At 65.3% G+C, this 22,390-nt stretch carries 19 protein-coding genes; 15 read left to right on the forward strand and 4 right to left on the reverse strand.

The window, feature by feature from the left end:
* Positions 1-47 precede the first annotated feature (47 nt).
* Together IB229_RS12405 and IB229_RS12410 are read right to left on the reverse strand one after the other, a co-directional pair.
* Positions 48-1,340: a peptidylprolyl isomerase gene (locus IB229_RS12405; RefSeq protein WP_192329067.1), complete on the reverse strand. Its 1,293-nt coding sequence runs from the start codon at positions 1,338-1,340 to the stop codon at positions 48-50.
* Positions 1,321-4,098, reverse strand: a complete 2,778-nt coding sequence (locus IB229_RS12410; protein WP_192329069.1) for an LPS-assembly protein LptD — start codon at positions 4,096-4,098, stop codon at positions 1,321-1,323. The genes IB229_RS12405 and IB229_RS12410 overlap by 20 nt, the downstream gene beginning before the upstream one ends.
* A 127-nt stretch (positions 4,099-4,225) precedes the next feature.
* On the opposite strand from IB229_RS12410, the gene IB229_RS12415 reads away from it, so the two are divergent.
* Genes IB229_RS12415 through djlA form a run of 3 tightly spaced genes read left to right on the forward strand, consistent with a single transcriptional unit; the run spans position 4,226 to position 6,691 of the window.
* Positions 4,226-5,251, forward strand: coding sequence for an aminoglycoside phosphotransferase family protein (locus IB229_RS12415; protein WP_192329072.1), 1,026 nt, complete (start codon positions 4,226-4,228; stop codon positions 5,249-5,251).
* Positions 5,248-5,919 (forward strand): N-acetylmuramate alpha-1-phosphate uridylyltransferase MurU, encoded by a 672-nt coding sequence (gene murU / locus IB229_RS12420; protein WP_192329074.1) that lies wholly within the window; start codon positions 5,248-5,250, stop codon positions 5,917-5,919. The genes IB229_RS12415 and murU overlap by 4 nt, the downstream gene beginning before the upstream one ends.
* Before the next feature lies 1 nt (position 5,920).
* Positions 5,921-6,691, forward strand: a complete 771-nt coding sequence (gene djlA / locus IB229_RS12425) for a co-chaperone DjlA (protein WP_192329076.1) — start codon at positions 5,921-5,923, stop codon at positions 6,689-6,691.
* Positions 6,692-6,764: 73 nt separating this feature from the next.
* On the opposite strand, the gene IB229_RS12430 is transcribed toward djlA, so the two are convergent.
* A complete protein-coding gene (locus IB229_RS12430; RefSeq protein WP_192329078.1) occupies positions 6,765-7,799 on the reverse strand; it encodes an alpha/beta hydrolase family protein in 1,035 nt (344 codons plus the stop codon).
* A gap of 157 nt (positions 7,800-7,956) precedes the next feature.
* On the opposite strand from IB229_RS12430, the gene IB229_RS12435 reads away from it, so the two are divergent.
* From IB229_RS12435 to trpC, 12 genes are all read left to right on the forward strand, one after another.
* Positions 7,957-10,332: a sensor histidine kinase gene (locus tag IB229_RS12435; protein WP_192329080.1), complete on the forward strand. Its 2,376-nt coding sequence runs from the start codon at positions 7,957-7,959 to the stop codon at positions 10,330-10,332.
* Positions 10,333-10,395: 63 nt separating this feature from the next.
* A complete protein-coding gene (locus tag IB229_RS12440) occupies positions 10,396-11,025 on the forward strand; it encodes a response regulator (RefSeq protein WP_192329082.1) in 630 nt (209 codons plus the stop codon).
* A gap of 230 nt (positions 11,026-11,255) precedes the next feature.
* Positions 11,256-12,365: an ABC transporter ATP-binding protein gene (locus IB229_RS12445; RefSeq protein WP_192329084.1), complete on the forward strand. Its 1,110-nt coding sequence runs from the start codon at positions 11,256-11,258 to the stop codon at positions 12,363-12,365.
* Between the two features lie 91 nt (positions 12,366-12,456).
* Positions 12,457-13,491 (forward strand): ABC transporter substrate-binding protein, encoded by a 1,035-nt coding sequence (locus tag IB229_RS12450; protein WP_192329086.1) that lies wholly within the window; start codon positions 12,457-12,459, stop codon positions 13,489-13,491.
* Between the two features lie 112 nt (positions 13,492-13,603).
* The gene (locus IB229_RS12455; protein ID WP_192329088.1) at positions 13,604-14,851 is read left to right on the forward strand and encodes an ABC transporter permease; all 1,248 of its coding nucleotides are present in this window, start codon (positions 13,604-13,606) and stop codon (positions 14,849-14,851) included.
* A gap of 16 nt (positions 14,852-14,867) precedes the next feature.
* Positions 14,868-15,695 (forward strand): ABC transporter permease, encoded by an 828-nt coding sequence (locus IB229_RS12460; protein WP_192329090.1) that lies wholly within the window; start codon positions 14,868-14,870, stop codon positions 15,693-15,695.
* A 206-nt stretch (positions 15,696-15,901) separates the two neighbouring features.
* Positions 15,902-16,576: a ribulose-phosphate 3-epimerase gene (rpe, locus tag IB229_RS12465; protein WP_192329092.1), complete on the forward strand. Its 675-nt coding sequence runs from the start codon at positions 15,902-15,904 to the stop codon at positions 16,574-16,576.
* Positions 16,577-16,620: 44 nt separating this feature from the next.
* Entirely contained in the window at positions 16,621-17,412 is a 792-nt protein-coding gene (locus IB229_RS12470; RefSeq protein ID WP_192329400.1) for a phosphoglycolate phosphatase, read from the forward strand.
* Positions 17,413-17,506: 94 nt separating this feature from the next.
* Positions 17,507-19,012: an anthranilate synthase component I gene (trpE, locus tag IB229_RS12475; protein ID WP_192329094.1), complete on the forward strand. Its 1,506-nt coding sequence runs from the start codon at positions 17,507-17,509 to the stop codon at positions 19,010-19,012.
* Positions 19,013-19,023: 11 nt separating this feature from the next.
* The gene (locus tag IB229_RS12480) at positions 19,024-19,617 is read left to right on the forward strand and encodes an aminodeoxychorismate/anthranilate synthase component II (RefSeq protein WP_192329096.1); all 594 of its coding nucleotides are present in this window, start codon (positions 19,024-19,026) and stop codon (positions 19,615-19,617) included.
* Positions 19,617-20,663, forward strand: a complete 1,047-nt coding sequence (gene trpD / locus IB229_RS12485; protein ID WP_192329098.1) for an anthranilate phosphoribosyltransferase — start codon at positions 19,617-19,619, stop codon at positions 20,661-20,663. Before IB229_RS12480 ends, trpD begins: the two co-directional genes overlap by 1 nt.
* Positions 20,660-21,496: an indole-3-glycerol phosphate synthase TrpC gene (gene trpC, locus IB229_RS12490; protein WP_192329106.1), complete on the forward strand. Its 837-nt coding sequence runs from the start codon at positions 20,660-20,662 to the stop codon at positions 21,494-21,496. Before trpD ends, trpC begins: the two co-directional genes overlap by 4 nt.
* Before the next feature lie 142 nt (positions 21,497-21,638).
* Here the strand turns inward: trpC and crp are convergent, their stop codons facing one another.
* Positions 21,639-22,283 (reverse strand): cAMP-activated global transcriptional regulator CRP, encoded by a 645-nt coding sequence (gene crp, locus IB229_RS12495; RefSeq protein ID WP_192329116.1) that lies wholly within the window; start codon positions 22,281-22,283, stop codon positions 21,639-21,641.
* Between the last annotated feature and the right edge of the window lie 107 nt (positions 22,284-22,390).

Here is a 22,390-nt window from a genome sequence, read left to right on the forward strand (position 1 = left end):
CGGTGCATCAGCAGTGGCCGGGCTCTTGGGTGCAGCGCTCTAGCGCATCAAAGCTTGATCTCGACGTAGGCCTCGTCGCGGATCTGGCGCAACCAGGCTTGCAGCTCTTCATCGTACTTGCGGTTGCGCAGGACGGTCATGGCCTGTTGCTCGCGGTACTGTTCGCTGCTGTCAGTGGCGCGGCGACCGAGGACTTCCAGCACGTGCCAGCCGTAAGGACTCTGGAACGGCTTGGACAGTTCGCCGCTCGGCGTCTTGGCCATGACTTCGCGGAACTCAGGCACCAGCGAGTTGGGGTCGATCCAGTTCAGGTCGCCACCATTGAGTGCCGAGCCCGGGTCTTCGGAGAAGCTCTTCGCCAGTTCGGCGAAGTCCTCGCCAGCGACGATGCGCTGGTACAGGCGCTCGGCCAGGCGACGGGTTTCGTCTTCGCTGCGGATTTCGCTGGGCTTGATCAGGATGTGGCGAACATGCACTTCGTCACGCACCAGGGTGTCGCCACCGCGCTTTTCCAGCAGCTTGAGGATCATGAAGCCGCCCGGAGTGCGGATCGGCTCGGTGGTTTCACCCACCGACAGTGCGCCGAGCATGGCGTCGAAGGGCGGTGGCAGTTGCGCTGCCTTGCGCCAGCCGATGTCGCCACCTTCCAGCGCGGTCTCGCTCGCCGAACGGGCAATCGCCAGTTGGGCAAAGTCGGCACCCGCCTGCAGCTTGCTGTAAACGTCGCTGACCTGGCGCTCTGCGGCCTGGATCGCTTCCGGGGACGAGCCCTCCGGAACCGGGATCAGGATGCTGGCCAGGTGGTATTCCTCGGAGAGCTGCATCTTGCCCATGTCGGAGGCCAGGAAGTTCTGCACTTCCTGATCGGTAACCTGAATGCGCTCGGCAACGCGACGCTGACGCACGCGGCTGATGATCATCTCGCGACGAATCTGCTCGCGGGCATCGTCAATGGACAGGCCGTCGCGGGCCAGTGCCGCGCCGAACTGCTCCGGGGTCAGGCGATTGCGCTCGGCAATGCTGGCCACGGCCTGGTTCAGCTCTTCATCGGTGATGCGGATGCCGGAGCGATCGCCGATCTGCAGCTGCAGGTTTTCGACGATCAGGCGCTCCAGAACCTGCTGGTTGAGCACGTCCTGCGGTGGCAGCTCGGCGCCACGCTTGGCGATGGTCTGCACCACTTCACGGACGCGAGCATCCAGCTGGCTCTGCATGAGCACATCGTTATCGACGATGGCGACGACACGATTGAGGGTCTGGACTTCGGCCTGTACTGCAGTGCCGAGAAAAACTGCGCCCAACAGCAGCGGGCGCAGGCAATCAGAAAGCTTGATCTTCACGTTGACGATAACCTTGGATGCCTTGGTCGAGGAAACTTTCCGTTTTGTTGCCAACCACACCGCCCAGACCTTTGAGGACGATCTGCAGGAAGATCCCGCGGTCGCCTTCTTCGTTCTGATCCGGGTTGAGGCTGGTTTCGTCGTAATCGACCCAGTAGCGGTTGATCAGGCGGAGTTTCCAGCAGCAGCTGTCGTACTCGAAGCCACCGAAGGCCTCCAGCGTACGGTTGCGTGCGTAGTCATGTTGCCAGCGAGCGATCACGCTCCACTGCGGTACCACCGGCCAGATGACCGACATGTCATGCTGTTCGACCTTGTAGTAATCCTTGATGTAGTTCGGACTGCCTTCCTGGCCGAAGTCGCTGCTGTAGGCCCACTGGCCGGTAGCCTGGTCGTAGCGCATGGTCTCGTTGCGATAGCGGAAACCAGCGTTGACGATCTTGTTCGGGGTGTCTTCCGGCTGGTAGTGGAACATCACGCTACCCGAGCGGGTGGTGTGGCTGTCCGGGTCCCAGTTGAAGTCCGAGGTGACGTTCCAGTCGCGGTTGAAGCGGTACATGTATTCCAGCGCGTAGGGCGAGACATCCGACTGCGCGTCGCTGCGGGTGCGATAGTCGATGCCGGGCATCTGCACCTTGCGGTCGGCCAGGTAGATTGCCTGACCGATGCGGAAGCGTTGACGCTCGAAGCCGTTTTCCTCGATCCAGCGACTGGTCACGCCCAGCGAGAGTCGATTTTCGTCGCCGATGCGGTCCTTGCCGGAGAAACGGTTGTCGCGGAACAGCGACGAATAGTTGAAGGTGTACTCGCCGGTATCGAAGACCGGGATTTCATCCTGGTCTTCCTCGGGAACATAGAGGTAGAACAGTCGCGGCTCAAGGGTCTGGCGGTACTGGGTGCCGAACCATTGGGTGTTGCGATCGAAGTACAGGCCGCTGTCGATGCTGGCGATCGGTACGTTACGATCAGGCGAGTCGTCGTAGTCGCCGCCGACCTGAGCCTTGCCGATCGAGTCGAGTTTCAGGTCGTACTGGGTTACGGCGTACTTGAGCGTCGGTTTGACGTAGCCCCAGGCCCAGTCGAGTGGCAGGCTCACGCCGGGCTCGACATGAATACGATCACCGTTGGCGCGAGCCAGGCCGCGTACGTAATTGTCGTACCAGGGGTCGGGGTTACCGTTCTCGTCGACAAAATTACCGCTACGCAGATCGCGATCAAAGCGGACGAGCTCTGTGCCATAGAAGAAGTTCAGCCCGGCCGGCTGGAAGGGCAGCTCCCCATCCAGAGTCAGCTGAGGCAGGCGCTCATATGGCGTCACGTCGATCACGCTGGTTTGCGCATAGGCGTGCATGTTCAGGCGCGCGGTGTAGGAGTCGCCGCGGTAGGTGAGCGTGCCGCGCTGGTTGAGGAAGTCCGGTTTGTCGACATCGAGGTCGGTGTCCAGATCCTGGAAATAGTACGGGTCGCTGATGTCGGTGTAGTCGACTTCGGCCAGCAGGCGCGAGTCGAGGCCGCCACGGTGCTGCCAGTTGTACATCCAGCGCTGGTCTTCATAGGCGGACTGCAGCTTGCGCTCGTCTTCCTGGTCGTCCAGATACGCGGCGCCGACCTGGCCTTCGCTGCTCTTGGTCAGGTAGCGGAACTCGCCTTCGAGCAGCAGGCCACGCTTGGTCATCATGGTTGGGTAGAGCGTGGCGTCGTAGTTCGGCGCCAGGTTGAAGTAGTACGGCGTCGCCAGCAGGAAGCCGGTGTCGCTCGACGAGCTGATGCTCGGCGTGAGGAAGCCGGACTGGCGACGGTCGTCGATCGGGAAGTAGATATACGGGGTATAGAACACCGGAATATCTTTGACCCGCAGGGTGACGTTGGTCGCCGTACCGAAACCGGTGGCCGGGTTCAGTTTGACGTTGTTGCCTTTCAGGTGCCAGGCGTTGCTGCCGGGTTCGCAGCGGGTGTAGGTGCCATCCTTGAGACGGATGATCGCGCTGTCTTCGCGCTTGGCGTACAGCGCGCTGCCGCGCACGTGGCCTTTGTGCAGCACGTATTCGGCGTTCTCGACCTTGGCTTCGCCGTTGTCGAGCTGGATCTCGGCACGATCACCGACGACCAGCATGCCCTGGTCGCGCAGGCGTACGTTACCGATCAGCTCGCCGCGGTTCTCGGTCTGGTGCAGGTTGGCTTCGTCAGCCTCCACCTGCATGCCGGACTGGCGTAGGACCACGTTGCCGGCGAGGGTCGCGGTCTGGGTTTCCTGGGCATAACGCGAGGCCTTGGCGGAGACGAACATCGGCGCCTCGTCCATCGGCGTGTCGTCGCTCATGCCGGGGCGCAGGGGTTCGACGTACGAGCCTTCGCAATACGGGCCGACTTCGGCCAGTTGCGCGGCGCTGAGCTTGTCGCGCGGTACCCAGTCGAGGTGACTGTAGTCGGCGCTGCGGCTGCTCAAGCCCTTGCCCTTGCTCTCGTTCACCAGCGTTTGTGCCGGTGCGCCGGAGCTGTCGGCAACGACCTTGCCGTCGGCGCTCTGCGCTGGCGTTCCGGCGACGGAGCTGACGCTGGAGTCGCTGTGCTGCGGACGTGGCAGCTGGGTGTTAGCCTTGGCGTTCGGGCTGCAGGCCCAGCCACCGGAGGTAGACGCCTGGCAGTCGAACTGCTCGGCGGCACTCACGACGGAAGCGGCGAAAGGCTGCATGGCCAGCAGGCTGCCGGTTACCAGCAGCGGGAATTTTTTACGGAACACTGGGAGTTTTACTGCCATCTTGTTTTTCCGGGCTTCCTGCGCGCCATCGGCCCGCGGGGGCCGCACGCCTCTCGATGGGCTGAAAAAGATGCTGGATAATAAAGCATGACCCGCGCAACGGCTAGCGCCGTCGGAGACCCTTGTAATGCCTGATCACGATGTACGCCTGGACCTTCTGCAAGGCTGGTTGGACCAGCGTCTGCCCGAATTGTTTGCCGCCCGTGGATGGGGCGAGGTCCCGGCCGGGACGCTCAGCCCGGCCAGCAGCGATGCCAGTTTCCGCCGTTACTTTCGCTGGCAGGGCGCCGCTCGCAGCCTGATCGTTATGGATGCACCGCCACCCCAGGAAGACTGCCGGCCCTTCGTCAAGATCGCCGGCATCCTCGCCGGCGCAGGCGTGCATGTGCCGCAGATTCTGGCTGCCGACCTCGAGCGCGGCTTTCTGCTGCTCGACGATCTGGGCCGGCAGACCTGGCTGGACGTGCTGAACGCCGACAACGCCGACGCCCTGTTCGAGGCGGCGCTGCAGGCCTTGTTGGCCTTCCAGCGCCTGCCGCTCGACCAGCCACTGCCCAGCTACGACGACGCACTGCTGCGCCGTGAGCTGCAGCTGTTTCCGGACTGGTACCTGCAGCGTCATCTTGGCGTGACGCTGAGTGCCGAGCAGCAAGTGCAATGGCAGCAAGTGTGCGACCTGCTGGTCGACAGCGCGCTGGCGCAGCCCAGGGTGCTGGTGCACCGCGACTACATGCCGCGCAACCTGATGCTCAGCGAGCCCAACCCTGGCGTGCTGGATTTCCAGGATGCGGTCTACGGTCCGCTCAGCTACGACGTCACCTCGCTGTTCAAGGATGCCTTCCTCAGCTGGCCGGAAGCGCGTGTACGCGGTTGGCTGCAGCGCTATTGGGAGCTGGCGGGCGCTGCTGCGCTGCCGGTGCCGACGGATTTCGAAACGTTCTACCGTGCCAGCGATCTCATGGGGGTACAACGCCATCTGAAGGTGATCGGTATCTTCGCGCGCATCTGCCATCGCGACGGCAAGCCCAAGTACCTGGGCGACGTGCCGCGTTTCTTCTCTTATATAGAGGCTGTGCTCGCGCGCCGGCCGGAGCTGGTCGTGCTCGGCAAGCTGCTCGCCAGCCTGCCGCAACAAGAGACGCAGCCGGCATGAAGGCGATGATTCTCGCGGCAGGCAAGGGCGAGCGCCTGCGTCCGCTGACCCTGCATACGCCCAAACCACTGGTACGTGCCGGTGGCGTGCCGCTGATCGAGTTCCATGTGCGCGCACTGGCGGCTGCCGGCTTTCGCGACCTGGTGGTCAACCACGCCTGGCTCGGTCAGCAGATCGAAGACTACCTGGGCGATGGTTCACGCTTCGGCGTGCACATCGTCTACTCGGCCGAGGGCGAGCCGCTGGAAACCGGCGGCGGCATCTTCCGTGCGCTGCCGCTGCTGGGCACGGAACCGTTCCTGGTGGTCAATGGTGATATCTGGACCGACTATTCCTTCGCTCAGCTCGACCGCCCGCTCTCCGGACTGGCGCATCTGGTGCTGACCGACAACCCCGAGCATCACGCCAAAGGCGACTTCCGCCTGCAGAACGGCCAGCTCAACGATGACCTGAGCGGCGGTGATAGCCTGACCTACTGCGGCATCGCCGTGCTCAGCCCGGGCCTGTTTGCCGGTTGCAGCGATGGTCCGTTCAAGCTGGCGCCGCTGTTGCGCCAGGCGATGGCGGCGGGCGCGGTCAGCGGTGAGTATTTCCACGGGCGCTGGGTCGATGTTGGCACCCATGAGCGGCTCGCCGATGTCGAGCAGCAACTGGCGCAGGTGCGCTGAGATGCTCTGGCCGGCAACCCTGATCGGTGCGGCGGTGGGGCTGGCGTTCGCCAGCATTCCCGGTGCGCTGCTGGGCGGCGTGCTCGGGCAGGTGCTGGATCGACGCCTCAAGCTGCAATCCTTTGCCAGCCTGCGCGCGCTGTTTCGCCCGCGCGTCACGGTGGATGACGACGAGCTGCTGTTCACCCTGTTCGGACGCCTGGCGAAAAGCGATGGGCGTGTGCTGCAGCAGCACATCCAGTTGGCGCGTGAGGAAATGCAACGCCTGGAATTGGACGAGTCGACGCGGCGTCGGGCGATGGATGCGTTCAACCGTGGCAAGCAGGGCAAGGACAGCCTCGAGGCGCCGCTGCAGGGCGTGCGCGAACGGCCCGAACGCGCCGAGGCACTGTTGCGGGCCTGTTGGCGTATGGCGCTGGCCGATGGGCATGTCAGTGCTGCCGAGCAGAAACTGCTCGATCAGTGGGGGCGTTGGTTAGGCTGGTCGCGCGCGCAGTTGCAGGTATTGGCCGATGAGTATCAGCCGGTGCGGCGTACGGGTAGCGTGCCGAGCATTGGCGATTACCAGTCGGCCCTGCGCCTGCTGGGCGTACAGGCCAGTGCCGAACCTGCGGCGATCAAGCGGGCCTACCGCCGCCTGCTCAGCCAGCACCACCCGGACAAACAGGCCGGCGCCGGTGCCAGCCCTGCACAGATCCGTGCCGCCACCGAGCGCACCCGCGAATTGCACCAGGCCTACGACCTGGTGCGCAGCAAGCGTGGCTTCCGCTAGTAACCGGCCTGCGCGCCCCGGTTTGTCGCCCGACGCTTGATCAATCTCGCGGCGCGCAAACGGCGCCCGATGCCTACTTGGCGCCCGGCAGCACCTTGTCCAGCCAGCCGCGGATGCGCCGATAGAGCTGTTCCTGTTCCGCCTCGCGATTGCCCGGCATGGCCTTCAGGCCGACCTGCGTATAGGCCTTGTGCGACACCCGCTTGCTCGCCTGCAGGCGGCGCGTGGCGGCGCTGCGGTCGCTGTTCTGGTCCTTGTAGAAGAAGTCGCCTGTGACCAGCTCCACGTTTGGCAGCAGTTCTTCCAGTGGCGGCGTGAGCCCGCTTGGTTGCACCGCACCGACAGCCACCAGGTGCAGGACCTGCGGCGGTTTCTTCTCTTTCAGATAACGCGCGGCCCAGTAGGCACCCTCGCCGTGGCCGAGGAGCACGATGGCCTTGGCCTTCTGCTCCCGCGCCAGGGCGATACCGGCGTCGATGCGCGCGAACATGCGCTCGGCCGGATCGACCGTGGTCGGCGCGGCGGGTGGATCGGCGGCGATATCGGTAGCATCGGCCGGCGTTTCACCCGTGGTCGTGGCGGCAGGATCGGCTGCATCCGCCGGGGCAGCAGCGGGCGCGGCGTCACCTGCGGGTGCGCTGGGTGCAGGCGGCGTATCGACGGGTACTGGCTGGCGATCCGGCAGGGTCAGGCTGAGGCTGCTCCAGCCGTGGTCCGGCAGTTTGTTGCGCAGCGGGCCGATGGCCTGTGGCCAATCGGCGGTTTCGCCGCTGCCGGGGATGAGGATCACCACGCCGGTGGCTTCGCCGGCGTTGGCCGGTTTCCACAGCGCCAGGAAGCGCTCGTTGCCGGCCTGCAGCATCTGCTGTTCGCCGGCGGGTAGCTGGCGTTCGAGGGCGGCGGCGCCTTCGACGCTGCGCTCCTCCAGCGGCGCGCGCTCACCGTCGGCCTTGGGCGCGTCGCCTGTTGCGCCGTCGGCGGGGGCGGCCTGGTCGCTCGGCGCGGCCGGGTCGGCAGGCGTGGTTTCTTCAGCCAGCGCGGCCTTCGTGAAGGGCAGGACAACGGCCAGTGCTACAGCGAGAAGTGTCGGGCGCAAGGTCGTGGGCATCTCAGCATTTCTGAATGGCGGATTGTTCAAGCAGACTAAGCGCTCGCCCGGCATTTGTCAGGTGGGCGTGCGGTAGCGCCTGGCGATAACGGATACGGCGAGAGTAAGGTATGGCGACTGACGGTGGGGCCTGCTGCGACGGCCCGCGGAGCGCGTGATGCGAGTGCTGGTTGGCTGGTTGGTGTGGCTCTGCGTGATGCCGCTGTGGGCTGCGCCCGAGCCGGCGGCGTTGCCGTTCGACGAGGCGCAGCGGGCCTGGTTGGCCGAGCACCCGCGCCTGCGTGTCGGCGTGGTCCTGCAGGCCCCCTACGCCGAATTCCGCCGCCGCCAGCAGAACCTGGTTGGCCTCAATGTCGAGCTGGTCGATGCCCTCGCGCGGCAGCTGCCCGTGGAGCTCAGTTGGCGTAGCTACCCGGATCAGACCGCGCTGGAAGACGCCGTGCGAGCCGGCAAGATCGATCTGGCTCCGGGCCTCAGCCAGACCCCGGCGAGCCTGCGCCTGTGGCTGTTTTCCGATCCGTATCTGCGCGTGCCGCACCTGCTGGTGGGCGAGCGCCAGGGGTTGGCGGGCAGCGACCTCGACCAGCTGGGCGAGACCGACCTGATCGCCGTGCGCATGCCTGGCGCAGCGGCGGACTACCTGAAGAGCAACTACTTCAACCTGCGCCTGTTGCCGCAAGCCTCGGACCGCCAGGCGCTGCAGGCGGTGCTGGCGCAACAGGCGCGCTTCGCCGTGATCGACCAGGCGCAGCTCAGCCGGCTCGGTCAGGAGAGCGAGTTCGCCGCGCTCACTGTGGTCGGCGATGTCGGCCTGCCGCAGTTGCTGCGCATCGGTACGCGCCGCGACGAGCCGCAGCTGGCCGGCATCGTCGACGCCACACTGCGTGCCTTGCCGGCTGAGCAGCTGGAGCAGTTGCAGGCGCGCTGGCTGACGGCGAAGAAGCCCGGGCTGACCGACTCTCCGCGCTTCTGGCGCAACCTCTGCCTGTTGCTCGGTGCGCTGCTGCTGGTCTGCGTGGCGTTACTCGTGGTGGTGCGGCGCCAGCGCAGCCAGCTGGAGCAGCAGCTGCTCGACGCGCGTCAGGTGCTGGCTCTGCGCCAGGCGGCGGAAGAAGCGCTGCGCCTGACCCAGTTCTCCATCGATCACAGCACCGTGGGCATTCTCTGGGTCAACTGGGACAGCCATGTGCGCTACGCCAACCGCGCTGTCGGCGAGATGCTCGGCTATCCCGCCGAGGCCCTGGTCGACCGGCCGCTGGCGCAGATCGAGCCGGGCCTGAGCATGGACCGCTGGCTCAACCTGTGGCGTCGGGTGCGCTCGCGCGAAGAGGCTGCGCTGAGCTTCGAGAGTCACTGCCTGCGCGCCGACGGCAGCCTGATGCCGGCGGACGTGTCGCTGAGTTTCCTGCGCTTTCGCGATGCCGAATACCTGGTGGTGTATATCACCGATGTCACCGAGCGCCGTCGCGCCCGTGCGGCGCTGGAAGAAAGCGAGGCGCGGCTCAAGGGCATCGCCGGCAACGTACCGGGCCTGGTGTTCCGCCTGGAACGGCCAGTGCCCGGTGCGCTGGTGGACTTCGCCTTCATCAGCGAGGGCGGCGAGCAGCTGGTCGGTTATCCGGCGGCGACCATCATGGCGGCGGATTTCGGTATCCGTAGCCTGGTCCACCCGCAGGACCGTGCCGCCTACCACGCGACCCAGGACGCCGCCATCGAGGGCGCCGGCGACTGGCACTGGCAGGGACGCATCCTGACCCGCGACGGCCGCGTGCGCTGGGCCGACATCAAGGCCAGCGCGCGCCAGCTCAGCGCCGACCATGTGGTGTGGGACGGCGTGGTCTGGGACATCACCGACAACAAGCAGATCGAGCTGGAGCTGGCCGATTCGCGTGCCCAGCTGCGCGAGCTGTCGGCGCACCTGGAAAGCGTGCGCGAGGAGGAAAAGGCGCGCATCGCCCGCGAGGTGCATGACGAATTGGGCCAGGTGCTGACCGTGCTCAAGCTGGAGACCTCGATGTGCGAACTGGCCTACGGTGAGCTGGACGGCGGCCTGCGCGAGCGCCTGGACAGCATGAAGCGGCTGATCGCCAACCTGTTCCAGCTGGTGCGCGACGTGGCCACCGCGCTGCGCCCGCCAATCCTCGATGCCGGCATCGCCTCGGCCATCGAGTGGCAGGCGCGCCGCTTCGAGGCGCGCAGCCAGATTCCCTGCCTGGTCGAGGTGCCCGAACAGGTGCCGCCGCTGTCCGATGCCAAGGCCATCGGCCTGTTCCGCGTGTTGCAGGAGGCGCTGACCAATGTGCTGCGCCATGCCCAGGCGCATACTGTCGAGGTGCAATTGTGGGTCGACGGCGCGCAGCTGTGCCTGCGTGTCGCCGACGATGGCCAGGGTTTCGATGCGCGTGCGCCGCGCGCACAATCCTTCGGCCTGGTCGGCATGCGTGAGCGCGTACTGATGCTCGGCGGCACGCTGCAGATCGACAGCCCGCCGGGCGAGGGCACCACCCTGAGCGTCAGGGTCACGCTGGAGTAGCGCGGCTGTCGCCGCGTACCGTCAATATCGCCGTTCCAACCATCGACTCTGCGGGAGAGTGACGTGATTCGAGTACTGGTCGCCGAAGACCACACCATCGTCCGCGAGGGCATCAAGCAGCTGATCGGCCTGGCCAAGGACCTGCAGGTGGTCGGCGAAGCCTGCAATGGCGAGCAGCTGATGGAAACCCTGCGTGGCACCACCTGCGAGGTGGTGCTGCTGGACATCTCCATGCCCGGCGTCAACGGCCTGGAGGCGATTCCGCGGATTCGCGCGCTGGCCAATCCGCCGGCGGTGCTGGTGCTGTCCATGCACGACGAGGCGCAGATGGCCGCCCGCGCGCTGAAGATCGGCGCCGCCGGCTACGCCACCAAGGACAGCGACCCGGCGCTGCTGCTCACGGCGATCCGCAAGGTCGCCGGTGGCGGGCGCTACATCGATCCGGACCTGGCCGACCGCATGGTCTTCGAGGTCGGCCTGACCGACTCGCGGCCCCCCCACGCGCTGTTGTCCGAGCGTGAGTTCTCGGTCTTCGAGCGCCTGGTGCAGGGCGAGGGCGTCAACGAGATCGCCGCGCACCTGTCGATCAGCAGCAAGACGGTGAGCACGCACAAGGCGCGACTGATGCAGAAGATGGGCAGCCACTCGGTGGCCGATCTGGTGCGCTACGCCATGGAGCACAAGCTGGTCTGATCTGCTCTTGCGTAGGAGCCAGCTTGCTGGCGATCTTGCGGTGCCATTGCGTGCACCTGATCGCCAGCAAGCTGGCTCCTACAAGAGCAGTCCTTGGCGCTGAGGGTGTAGGGCAATCCCTACACGCACGTCTCCGCTAACCTTATAGCAATCAGTCATACCGCCCGATTTGCGTGCCCTGTGGGCCTCTCTAGTCTGTATCCATGGCAGACAAGAACGCAGGTGCGGTGATGGCCGAGACTTCCTCCAACGATGTACTGGTGAGCTTTCGTGGCGTGCAGAAGAGCTACGACGGCGAAAACCTGATCGTCAAAGACCTCAATCTGGACATTCGCAAAGGCGAATTCCTCACCCTGCTCGGGCCGTCTGGTTCGGGCAAGACCACCAGCCTGATGATGCTCGCCGGATTCGAGACGCCCACCAATGGCGAGATCCTCCTGGCCGGCCGCTCGATCAACAACGTGCCGCCGCACAAGCGCGACATCGGCATGGTGTTCCAGAACTACGCGCTGTTCCCGCACATGACCGTCGCCGAGAACCTGGCCTTTCCGCTGTCGGTGCGCGGGCTCTCCAAGACCGACATCGCCGAGCGGGTCAAGCGTGCGCTGGGCATGGTCCAGCTCGATGCCTTCGCCGGGCGTTACCCGGCGCAGCTCTCAGGCGGCCAGCAGCAGCGTGTCGCCCTGGCCCGTGCACTGGTGTTCGAGCCGCAACTGGTGCTGATGGACGAGCCGCTCGGCGCGCTGGACAAGCAGCTGCGTGAACACATGCAGATGGAGATCAAGCACATCCATCAGCGCCTCGGCGTGACCGTGGTTTACGTCACCCACGATCAGGGCGAGGCGCTGACCATGTCCGACCGCGTGGCGGTGTTCCACCAGGGCGAGATCCAGCAGATCGCCCCGCCGCGTGAACTTTACGAGGCGCCGAAGAATACCTTCGTCGCCAACTTCATCGGCGAGAACAACCGCATCAACGGCCAGCTGCTCAGCCGCGACGGCGAGCGCTGCGTGGTCGGCCTGGCGCGCGGCGAGAAGGTCGAGGCGCTGGCGGTCAACGTTGGCGAGCCGGGCGAGCCGGTGACCCTGTCGATCCGCCCGGAGCGGGTGCGCATCAACAGCGCCAGCGAGCAATGCAGCAACCGTTTCTCCGGTCGCGTGGCCGAGTTCATCTACCTGGGCGACCACGTGCGCGTGCGCCTGGAGGTGTGTGGCAAGAGCGATTTCTTCGTCAAGCAGCCGATCGCCGAACTCGACCCCGCGCTGAGCGTGGGCGACGTGGTGCCGCTCGGCTGGCACGTGGAGCACGTCCGCGCGCTCGATCCGCTGCTGGCGGACTGAAATAGCGTCATCAACCAAGCATTGGGCATCAACAAGCACTGGGATCAACCAAGACATTGGTCATCAACCAAGCACTGTGGAGAGAACAACAATGAAAGGCTTGAACAGAACAACGCTGGCACTCGCGCTCGGGCTGGCCTGCGCCGCACCGGCCATGGCCACCGACCTGACCGTGGTGTCGTTCGGCGGCGCCAACAAGAACGCCCAGGTCAAGGCCTTCTACGAGCCCTGGCAGGCGGCCGGCAACGGCAAGATCATCGCCGGTGAATACAACGGCGAGATGGCCAAGGTAAAGGCCATGGTCGACACCAACAGCGTGTCGTGGAACCTGGTGGAAGTAGAGTCGCCGGAACTGGCGCGCGGCTGTGACGAGGGCCTGTTCGAGGAACTCGACCCGGCGCAGTTCGGCAATGCCGAGGACTTCGTCGAAGGCGCGATCCAGCCGTGCGGCGTGGGCTTCTTCGTCTGGTCCACGGTGCTCGCCTACAACGCCGACAAACTGGCCAGCGCGCCGACCGGCTGGGCCGATTTCTGGGACGTGAAGAAATTCCCCGGCAAGCGCGGCCTGCGCAAGGGCGCCAAGTACACCCTGGAATTCGCCCTGATGGCCGACGGCGTGGCGCCGAAGGATGTCTACGGCGTGCTCGCCACCAAGGAAGGCCAGGACCGTGCCTTCAAGAAGCTCGACCAGATCAAGTCGAGCATCCAGTGGTGGGAAGCCGGCGCGCAGCCGCCGCAGTTCCTCGCCTCCGGCGATGTGGTCATGAGCTCGGCGTACAACGGCCGCATCGCTGCCGTGCAGAAAGAGAGCAACCTCAAGCTGGTGTGGACCGGCGGCATCTATGACTTCGACGCCTGGGCCATCCCCAAGGGCGCCAAGGATGCCGAGGCCGCGCAGAAATTCATCGCCTACACCGTGCAGCCCGAACAGCAGAAGACCTACTCGCAGAACATCGCCTACGGCCCGGCCAACAAGAAAGCCGTGGCGCTGCTCGACAAGGGCCTGCTGGGTGACATGCCGACCACCCCGGAGAACATCCAGGATCAGGTGGCGATGAACGTGACCTTCTGGGCCGACTACGGCGAGCAGCTGGAGCAGCGCTTCAACGCTTGGGCCGCCAAGTAGTAGCAACTCCCTCCGCCTGGCGGAGGACGGGGTGAGGGCGCCGCGCCTCGGTGTCCGCCCTCATCTCATTTCACCGGGCGCGTGATGGCGCTCAGCTTTACCGGAGTCAACGATGGAAAACACCGTCTCCCTCACCGAATTCGCCGGTCTCACCCTCAAGCAGCGCCTGGCGCGTGCCGAGCGGATGAATCGCCTGAAGGCCCAGGGGCTGATCCTGCCGCTGCTGGTGTTCCTCGTCCTGGTGTTCCTCGTGCCGATCGGCACCCTGCTGTACAAGAGCGTGAGCAACCCGGAAGTGGTTGGCGCCCTGCCGCGTACCGTCGAGGCGATTGCCGCCTGGGATGGCAAGGCCCTGCCGCCGGAGCCGGTGTACCACGCCCTGAGCCTGGACCTGGCCGACGCGCGCAAGAATCAGACAATCGGCGACCTGTCCAAGCGCCTGAACATGGAGCTTGCCGGCTACCGCAGCCTGATGGCCAAGACCGGTCGTGCGCTGCCGTTCAAAGCCGAGCCGAGCTCTTATAAAGAAGCGCTGGAAACCCTCGACGAGCGCTGGGGCGACCCGGCCTATTGGCAGGTGATCCGGCGCAACAGCGACAGCCTGACCTCCTATTACCTGCTGGCGGCCGTCGATCACCGCATCGATGACCTCGGCGAACTGGCAGCGGCGACGCCGGACCAGGCGATCTACCTGGATATCTTTGCCCGCACTTTCTGGATGGGCCTGGTGATCACCGCTATCTGCCTGGTGCTGGCCTACCCGCTGGCGTACCTGCTGGCCAATTTGCCGACGCGTACCAGTAACCTGCTGATCATCCTCGTGCTACTGCCGTTCTGGACCTCGATCCTGGTGCGGGTGGCGGCGTGGATCGTGCTGCTGCAGTCGGGCGGCCTGATCAACGGCGCGCTGCTCAAGCTCGGCCTGATCGACGCGCCGCTGGAACTGGTGTTCAACCGCACCGGCGTCTACGTGGCGATGGTGCACATCATGCTGCCGTTCATGATCCTGCCGATCTACAGCGTGATGAAGGGCATTTCGCCGACCTACATGCGCGCCGCCATCTCGCTCGGCTGCCACCCGTTCGCCAGCTTCTGGCGCGTGTACTTCCCGCAGACCGTGGCCGGTGTCGGTGCCGGTTGCCTGCTGGTGTTCATCCTGTCCATCGGCTACTACATCACCCCGGCGCTGCTCGGCAGCCCGAACGATCAGATGATCAGCTACTTCGTCGCCTTCTACACCAACAGCACGATCAACTGGGGCATGGCCACGGCGCTGGGCGGCCTGCTGCTGCTCGCCACGCTGGTGCTGTACGTGGTCTACAGCTGGCTAGTGGGCGCCAGTCGCCTGCGTCTGAGCTGATCAGGAGAACAACGAGATGCTGAGCCCTTACAAGTCCCCCGTCGAGCGCGCCTGGTTCTGGACCCACCGCAGCCTGTGCGCGCTGGTGCTGCTGTTCCTGATCCTGCCGGTGCTGGTGATCATCCCGCTGTCGTTCAACTCCGGCACCTTCCTGGTCTACCCGCTGCAGGGCTTTTCCCTGCGCTGGTACGCCGATTTCTTCGGCTCGGCCGAATGGATGCGCTCGCTGACTAACAGCCTGATCGTTGCGCCGGCCGCGACCCTGCTGGCGATGGTCTTCGGCACCCTGGCGGCGATCGGCCTGACCCGCGGCGAATTCCGCGGCAAGGCGCTGGTGATGAGCCTGCTGATCTCGCCGATGGTCGCGCCAGTGGTGATCGTCGGTGTGGCCAGCTACCTGTTCTTCGCCCCACTGGGGCTGGGCAACAGCTTCATCTCGCTGATCCTGGTGCACGCGGTGCTCGGTGTGCCGTTCGTCATCATCACCGTGTCGGCGACGCTGCAGGGCTTCAACTACAACCTGGTGCGCGCGGCGGCCAGCCTCGGTGCCTCGCCGCTGACCGCGTTCCGCCGGGTGACCCTGCCGCTGATCGCGCCGGGGGTGATCAGCGGGGCGCTGTTCGCCTTCGCCACCTCGTTCGACGAAGTGGTGGTGACCCTGTTCCTCGCCGGCCCCGAGCAGGCGACCCTGCCACGGCAGATGTTCAGTGGCATCCGCGAGAACCTCAGCCCGACCATCGCCGCCGCGGCCACGCTGCTGATCGGCTTCTCGGTGGTCATGCTCCTGACTCTGGAATGGTTGCGCGGGCGCAGCGAGAAAATGCGCACGGTGGCGCCCGAGTAAACCGCACTCTTTCACCCTACGTGGCTGCCCTAATCCTCTCCCGCAGGGCAAGGGGCGGCCCGCGTAGGGTGAAGACGTGCCCCGCTGCTCACCTTCACCACCCCTCTGCGACCAAGGTCGCCCCAACTCCCTGACATACGACAACTGCCTCGGGCGGCGACTCAGGCTACAATCCGCGCCACCGTGATTCTGCTCCGAGGCTTTCCATGCACCCCTTCGCCATCGCCCCGTCGATCCTGTCCGCCGATTTCGCCCGCCTGGGCGAGGAGGTCGACAAGGTTCTCGCCGCCGGCGCCGACATCGTCCACTTCGATGTGATGGACAACCACTACGTGCCCAACCTGACCATCGGCCCGATGGTCTGCGCGGCGCTGCGCAAGTACGGCATCACCGCACCGATCGACGCGCACCTGATGGTCTCGCCGGTCGACCGCATCATTGGCGACTTCATCGAGGCTGGCGCCACTTACGTGACCTTTCACCCGGAAGCCAGCCAGCACATCGACCGTTCGCTGCAGCTGATCCGCGATGGCGGCGCCAAGGCCGGCCTGGTGTTCAACCCGGCTACCTCGCTGGATGCGCTGAAGTACGTGATGGACAAGGTCGACATGATCCTGCTGATGAGCGTCAACCCCGGCTTCGGCGGGCAGAAGTTCATCCCCGGCACCCTCGACAAGCTGCGCGAGGCGCGCGCGCTAATCGACGCCTCCGGCCGTGACATCCGCCTGGAGATCGACGGCGGGGTCAACGTCAACAACATCCGCGAAATCGCCGCGGCCGGCGCCGACACCTTCGTCGCCGGCTCGGCGATCTTCAACCAGCCCGACTACAAAGCGGTGATCGACGCCATGCGCGCCGAGTTGGCCCAGGTGCGTGCGTGACCATTCTTCAAAACCTGTTCGACGGTAAGCTGCCGCGCCTGGTGATGTTCGACCTGGACGGCACGCTGGTCGACTCGGTGCCGGACCTCGCTGCCGCCATCGACCAGATGCTGGAAACCCTCGGCCGCCCAGTGGCCGGTATCGAGCGCGTGCGCAACTGGGTCGGCAACGGCGCGCGGGTGCTGGTGCGCCGCGCCCTGGCCGGCGACATGGAGCATGCCGGCGTCGGCGAGGCGGAGACCGAGCAGGCGCTGGAGCTGTTCAATCAGGCCTACTCTGGCAGTCACCGCCTGACCCGCGTCTACCCTGGCGTCACCGCCACGCTGAAATGGCTGAACAAGCACGGCGTCGAGCTGGCGCTGATCACCAACAAGCCGGAACAGTTCGTCGCGCCCCTGCTCGACGAGATGAAGCTGGGTCGCTACTTCCGCTGGATCATCGGTGGCGACACCCTGCCGCAGCAGAAACCCGACCCGGCGGCACTGCTCTACGTCATGCGCCTGGCCGGCATCGAGGCCAGCCAGGCACTGTTCGTGGGTGACTCGCGCAACGACGTGCTCGCCGCCCGTGCGGCCGACGTGCCGTGCATCGCCCTGAGCTATGGCTACAACCATGGCCGGCCGATCGCCGAGGAATCGCCGGCGCTGGTGCTCGACGATCTGCGCCAGCTGTTGCCCGGCGGTTGCTTAGAGGCGGGCGCTACGCTAATGTCGGCGAACCCTTCCGAACACCCGCAGCCAAGAGATCGCACCGTGGTGGTTCCCCGTATGCACTGGCTCAATCGCGCCAACATGAAGATCCTCAAGGCCCTGGCCCGTTGGCGCTGGCGCGCCTGATCGATTCTGCCGGCTGCGCCGGCCTGTGCTGCGTACCCCATACGAGTTGCTTTCCGGAACGCCTTCGGGCTTTCCGCCACGAGGCTGATCCATCATGACCCGCGAAACCCTTTCCCGCGAAGCCTTCCTGCGATTGGCCGCCGATGGCTACAACCGCATTCCGCTTGCATTCGAAACCCTGGCCGACTTCGACACCCCGCTGTCGATCTACCTGAAACTGGCTGATGCGCCCAACACCTACCTGCTCGAGTCCGTCCAGGGCGGCGAGAAGTGGGGGCGCTTCTCGATCATCGGCCTGCAGGCCCGCACCGTGCTGCGCGCCTACGACCACGTGGTCAGCGTCAGCGTCGACGGGGTCGAGGTGGAGCGCCACGAGTGCGCCGATCCACTGGATTTCGTCGAGCAGTTCAAGGCCCGTTACAACGTGCCGACCCTGAGCGGCCTGCCGCGCTTCAATGGCGGCCTGGTCGGCTACTTCGGCTACGACAGCGTGCGCTACGTCGAGAAGAAGCTGGCGCGCTGCCCGAATCCGGACCCGCTGGGCACCCCGGACATCCTGCTGATGGTCTCCGATGCCGTGGTGGTGTTCGACAACCTGGCGGGCAAGATGCACGCCATCGTCCTCGCCGATCCAAGCCAGGCCGACGCCTACGAGCAGGGCCAGACGCAGCTGCGCGAACTGTTGAACAAGCTGCGCCAGCCGATCACTCCGCGGCTGGGGGTCGACCTCAGTGCTCCGGCCGGCGCCGAGCCGGACTTCGTCTCCAGCTTCAAGCGTGACGACTACGAGAACGCGGTGCAGGCGATCAAGGAATACATCCTCGCCGGCGACTGCATGCAGGTGGTGATTTCCCAGCGCATGTCGATCCCGTTCCAGGCCGCACCGATCGACCTGTATCGCGCGCTGCGCTGCATCAACCCGACGCCGTACATGTACTTCTTCAACTTCGGCGACTTCCACGTGGTCGGTTCCTCGCCCGAGGTGCTGGTGCGTGTCGAGGACAACCTGATCACCGTGCGCCCCATCGCCGGCACCCGCCCGCGCGGCGCGACGGAAGAAGCTGACCTGGACCTGGAGAAGGACCTGCTGTCCGACGCCAAGGAGCTGGCCGAACACCTGATGCTGATCGACCTCGGCCGCAATGATGTCGGCCGCGTGTCGAGCACCGGCTCGGTGCGCCTCACCGAGAAGATGGTCATCGAGCGTTATTCCAACGTCATGCACATCGTCTCCAACGTCACCGGCCAGCTGAAGGAAGGCCTCAGCGCGATGGACGCGCTGCGCGCGATCCTGCCGGCCGGCACCCTGTCCGGGGCGCCGAAGGTGCGTGCGATGGAAATCATCGACGAGCTGGAGCCGGTCAAGCGCGGCGTCTACGGCGGCGCGGTCGGCTACCTGGCGTGGAACGGCAACATGGACACCGCCATCGCCATCCGCACCGCGGTGATCAAGGACGGCGAGCTGCACGTGCAGGCCGGTGCCGGCATCGTCGCCGACTCGCAGCCGGCGCTGGAGTGGGAGGAAACCCTGAACAAGCGCCGCGCCATGTTCCGCGCAGTGAGCCTCGCCGAACAGTCCGTCCAGAAGTCCGAGAAGTAAGGGAGCCAGCCATGCTGTTGATGATCGATAACTACGACTCCTTTACCTACAACGTGGTGCAGTACCTCGGCGAGCTGGGTGCTGACGTTCATGTGATCCGCAACGACGAACTCAGCGTCGCCGAGATCGAGGCGCTCAAGCCCGAGCGCATCGTGGTCTCGCCCGGCCCGTGCACGCCGACCGAGGCGGGCATTTCCATCGAGGCGATTTTGCATTTCGCCGGTAAGCTGCCGATCCTCGGCGTGTGCCTCGGCCACCAGGGCATCGGTCAGGCTTTCGGCGGCGACGTGGTGCGTGCGCGCCAGGTGATGCACGGCAAGACCAGCCCGGTGTTCCACGAAGACCTCGGCGTGTTCGCCGGCCTCAACAAGCCACTGACCGTGACCCGCTACCACTCCTTGGTGGTCAAGCGCGAAACCCTGCCCGACTGCCTGGAAATCACCGCCTGGACGCAGTTCGACGATGGCTCCATCGACGAGATCATGGGCCTGCGCCACAAGACCTTGAACATCGAGGGCGTGCAGTTCCACCCCGAATCGATCCTCACCGAGCAGGGCCACGAACTGTTCGCCAACTTCCTCAAGCAGACCGGCGGGGTGCGCTGATGAACATTCGTGAAGCCCTGGCCCGGGTGGTCGACAACCTCGACCTGAACACGGCGGAAATGCAGGACGTGATGCGCGAGATCATGACCGGGCAGTGCACCGACGCGCAGATCGGCGCCTTCCTCATGGGCCTGCGCATGAAGAGCGAAAGTATCGACGAGATCGTCGGCGCCGCGCAGGTCATGCGCGAGCTGGCCGCGCCGGTACAGATCAACGCCGAGCGCCTGGTCGACACCTGCGGCACCGGTGGCGACGGCATGAACATCTTCAACGTCTCCACTGCGGCGGCGTTCGTCGTCGCGGCCGCGGGCGGGCGGGTGGCCAAGCACGGCAACCGCGCGGTATCCGGCAAGAGCGGCAGCGCCGACCTGCTGGAAGCCGCCGGGGTGTACCTCAACCTCAAGCCGGAACAGGTCGCGCGCTGCGTCGAGAACGTCGGTGTCGGCTTCATGTTCGCCCCGGCCCATCATGGCGCGATGAAGTACGCCATCGGCCCGCGCCGCGAAGTCGGCCTGCGCACCCTGTTCAACATGCTCGGTCCGATGACCAACCCGGCCGCGGTCAAGCACCAGGTGATCGGCGTATTCAGCCAGGCGCTGTGCCGGCCGCTGGCCGAAGTGCTGCAGCGCCTGGGCAGCCAGCACGTGCTGGTGGTGCACGCCCAGGATGGTCTCGACGAGATCAGCCTGGCCGCGCCAACCCACATCGCCGAACTCAAGGACGGTGTGGTCAGCGAGTACCGCATCCAGCCGGAAGACTTCGGCATCAAGAGCCAGAGCCTGATCGGCCTGACCGTGGAAGACGCCGCCGATTCGCTCAAGCTGATCCGCGATGCGCTCGGCAAGCGTCGCACCGAAAGCGGCCAGAAGGCCGCAGAGATGATTGCCCTCAACGCCGGCGCCGCGCTGTACGCCGCGGATCACGCGACCACTCTCAAGGAAGGTGTGCACCTGGCGCATGACGCTTTGCACACCGGCCTGGCGTGGGAGAAACTCGACGAGCTGGTGTCCTTCACCGCCGTGTTCAAGCAGGAGAATGAAGCGTGAGCATCCCCACCGTGCTGGAGAAGATCCTCGCTCGCAAGGCGGAAGAAGTGGCCGAGCGCCGCAGCCGCGTCAGCTTCGCCGAGGTCGAGGCCCTGGCGCGTGGCGCCGATGCGCCGCGCGGTTTCGCCCAGGCGCTGCTCGAGCGTGCGGCGCGCAAGGAACCGGCGGTGATCGCCGAGGTGAAGAAAGCCTCGCCGAGCAAGGGCGTGTTGCGCGAGCACTTCGTGCCGGCGGAGATCGCGCAGAGCTACGAACGCGGCGGCGCGGCGTGCCTGTCGGTGCTCACCGACATCGATTTCTTCCAGGGCGCCGATGAATACCTGCAGCAGGCGCGCGCCGCCTGCGGCCTGCCGGTGATCCGCAAGGACTTCATGATCGACCCGTACCAGATCGTCGAGGCCCGTGCTCTGGGTGCCGACTGCATCCTGCTGATCGTCTCGGCGCTGGATGACGTGCGCATGGCCGAACTGGCCGCCACGGCCAGGGACGTCGGCCTCGACGTGCTCGTCGAGGTGCATGATGGCGACGAGCTGGATCGCGCGCTGAAGACCCTGGATACGCCGCTGGTGGGGATCAACAACCGCAACCTGCACAGCTTCGAGGTCAGCCTGGAAACCACTCTCGACCTGCTGCCGCGCATCCCGCACGACCGCCTGGTGGTTACCGAGAGCGGCATCATGAACCGCGCGGATGTGGAGCTGATGGAAATCAGCGGGGTGTACTCCTTCCTGGTCGGCGAAGCCTTCATGCGTGCCGAGGAGCCGGGGCTGGAGTTGCAGCGCCTGTTCTTCCCCGAGCGCGGCCCGGGCATCGTTGGTGTCGATCCGGACTGATCGTTGCGCTCCTGAAAAAGCCCGCCAATCGGCGGGCTTTTTCGTCTGCCTCGTCGGGTGCGCCGTGGCGCATGGCACACCCCACAAAGGGATCGCGCAATAAAAAGCCCCGCCGAAGCGGGGCTTTCATTATCGGTTCGGTTCAGCGCGTGCCGAACACCACCATGGTCTTGCCTTTGACGTGAACCAGGCCCTGCTCTTCGAGCGACTTGAGTACACGCCCGACCATCTCGCGGGAGCAGCCGACGATGCGGCCGATTTCCTGGCGGGTGATCTTGATCTGCATGCCGTCCGGGTGGGTCATGGCGTCCGGCTGCTTGCACAGGTCGAGCAGGGTGCGCGCGACACGGCCGGTTACGTCGAGGAACGCCAGGTCGCCCACCTTGCGCGTGGTGTTGCGCAGGCGATCGGCCATCTGGCTGCCGAGGGTGTAGAGAATTTCCGGGTCCTGCTGGGTCAGCTCGCGAAACTTGGCGTAGCTCAGTTCGGCGACTTCGCATTCGGTCTTGGCACGAACCCAGGCGCTGCGTTCCTTCTCCTGGCCTTCCTTCTCGAACAGGCCCATTTCACCGAAGAAGTCGCCGGAGTTGAGGTAGGCGATGATCATCTCGCGACCGTCGTCATCTTCGATGAGGATGGTGACCGAGCCCTTGATGATGAAGAACAGCGTTTCGCAGCGGTCACCCGCGTAGATGATGGTGCTTTTGGCGGTGTAGCGGCGGCGATGACAATGCGCGAGAAGCTTGTCCAGGTTCTTGATTTTAGGTGTGAGGGTAATAGCTACCATGCCCGAGTCCCGAAAAGAAAAGAGTAAGCCTTTGTCCAGCAGGCGCTTTTTTAATAATTATCCGAACAAGTGTGCCAGTTATCCGACGCCAGCTTAACAGACCGGGT

Source organism: Pseudomonas sp. PDM14 (assembly GCF_014851905.1).
In the GTDB taxonomy this organism is placed as follows: domain Bacteria; phylum Pseudomonadota; class Gammaproteobacteria; order Pseudomonadales; family Pseudomonadaceae; genus Aquipseudomonas.

Excerpts from the sequence above, each read along its gene's own strand:
- IB229_RS12460 (WP_192329090.1), top strand. The coding sequence starts at position 14,868 with ATGCTGAGCCCTTACAAGTCCCCCGTCGAGCGCGCCTGGTTCTGGACC.
- trpD (WP_192329098.1), top strand. The coding sequence starts at position 19,617 with ATGAACATTCGTGAAGCCCTGGCCCGGGTGGTCGACAACCTCGACCTG.
- IB229_RS12455 (WP_192329088.1), top strand. The coding sequence starts at position 13,604 with ATGGAAAACACCGTCTCCCTCACCGAATTCGCCGGTCTCACCCTCAAG.
- IB229_RS12410 (WP_192329069.1), bottom strand. The coding sequence starts at position 4,098 with ATGGCAGTAAAACTCCCAGTGTTCCGTAAAAAATTCCCGCTGCTGGTA.
- murU (WP_192329074.1), top strand. The coding sequence starts at position 5,248 with ATGAAGGCGATGATTCTCGCGGCAGGCAAGGGCGAGCGCCTGCGTCCG.
- IB229_RS12445 (WP_192329084.1), top strand. The coding sequence starts at position 11,256 with ATGGCCGAGACTTCCTCCAACGATGTACTGGTGAGCTTTCGTGGCGTG.
- IB229_RS12435 (WP_192329080.1), top strand. The coding sequence starts at position 7,957 with ATGCGAGTGCTGGTTGGCTGGTTGGTGTGGCTCTGCGTGATGCCGCTG.
- djlA (WP_192329076.1), top strand. The coding sequence starts at position 5,921 with ATGCTCTGGCCGGCAACCCTGATCGGTGCGGCGGTGGGGCTGGCGTTC.
- crp (WP_192329116.1), bottom strand. The coding sequence starts at position 22,283 with ATGGTAGCTATTACCCTCACACCTAAAATCAAGAACCTGGACAAGCTT.
- IB229_RS12430 (WP_192329078.1), bottom strand. The coding sequence starts at position 7,799 with ATGCCCACGACCTTGCGCCCGACACTTCTCGCTGTAGCACTGGCCGTT.
- rpe (WP_192329092.1), top strand. The coding sequence starts at position 15,902 with ATGCACCCCTTCGCCATCGCCCCGTCGATCCTGTCCGCCGATTTCGCC.
- IB229_RS12470 (WP_192329400.1), top strand. The coding sequence starts at position 16,621 with ATGTTCGACCTGGACGGCACGCTGGTCGACTCGGTGCCGGACCTCGCT.
- trpE (WP_192329094.1), top strand. The coding sequence starts at position 17,507 with ATGACCCGCGAAACCCTTTCCCGCGAAGCCTTCCTGCGATTGGCCGCC.
- IB229_RS12450 (WP_192329086.1), top strand. The coding sequence starts at position 12,457 with ATGAAAGGCTTGAACAGAACAACGCTGGCACTCGCGCTCGGGCTGGCC.
- IB229_RS12480 (WP_192329096.1), top strand. The coding sequence starts at position 19,024 with ATGCTGTTGATGATCGATAACTACGACTCCTTTACCTACAACGTGGTG.
- IB229_RS12415 (WP_192329072.1), top strand. The coding sequence starts at position 4,226 with ATGCCTGATCACGATGTACGCCTGGACCTTCTGCAAGGCTGGTTGGAC.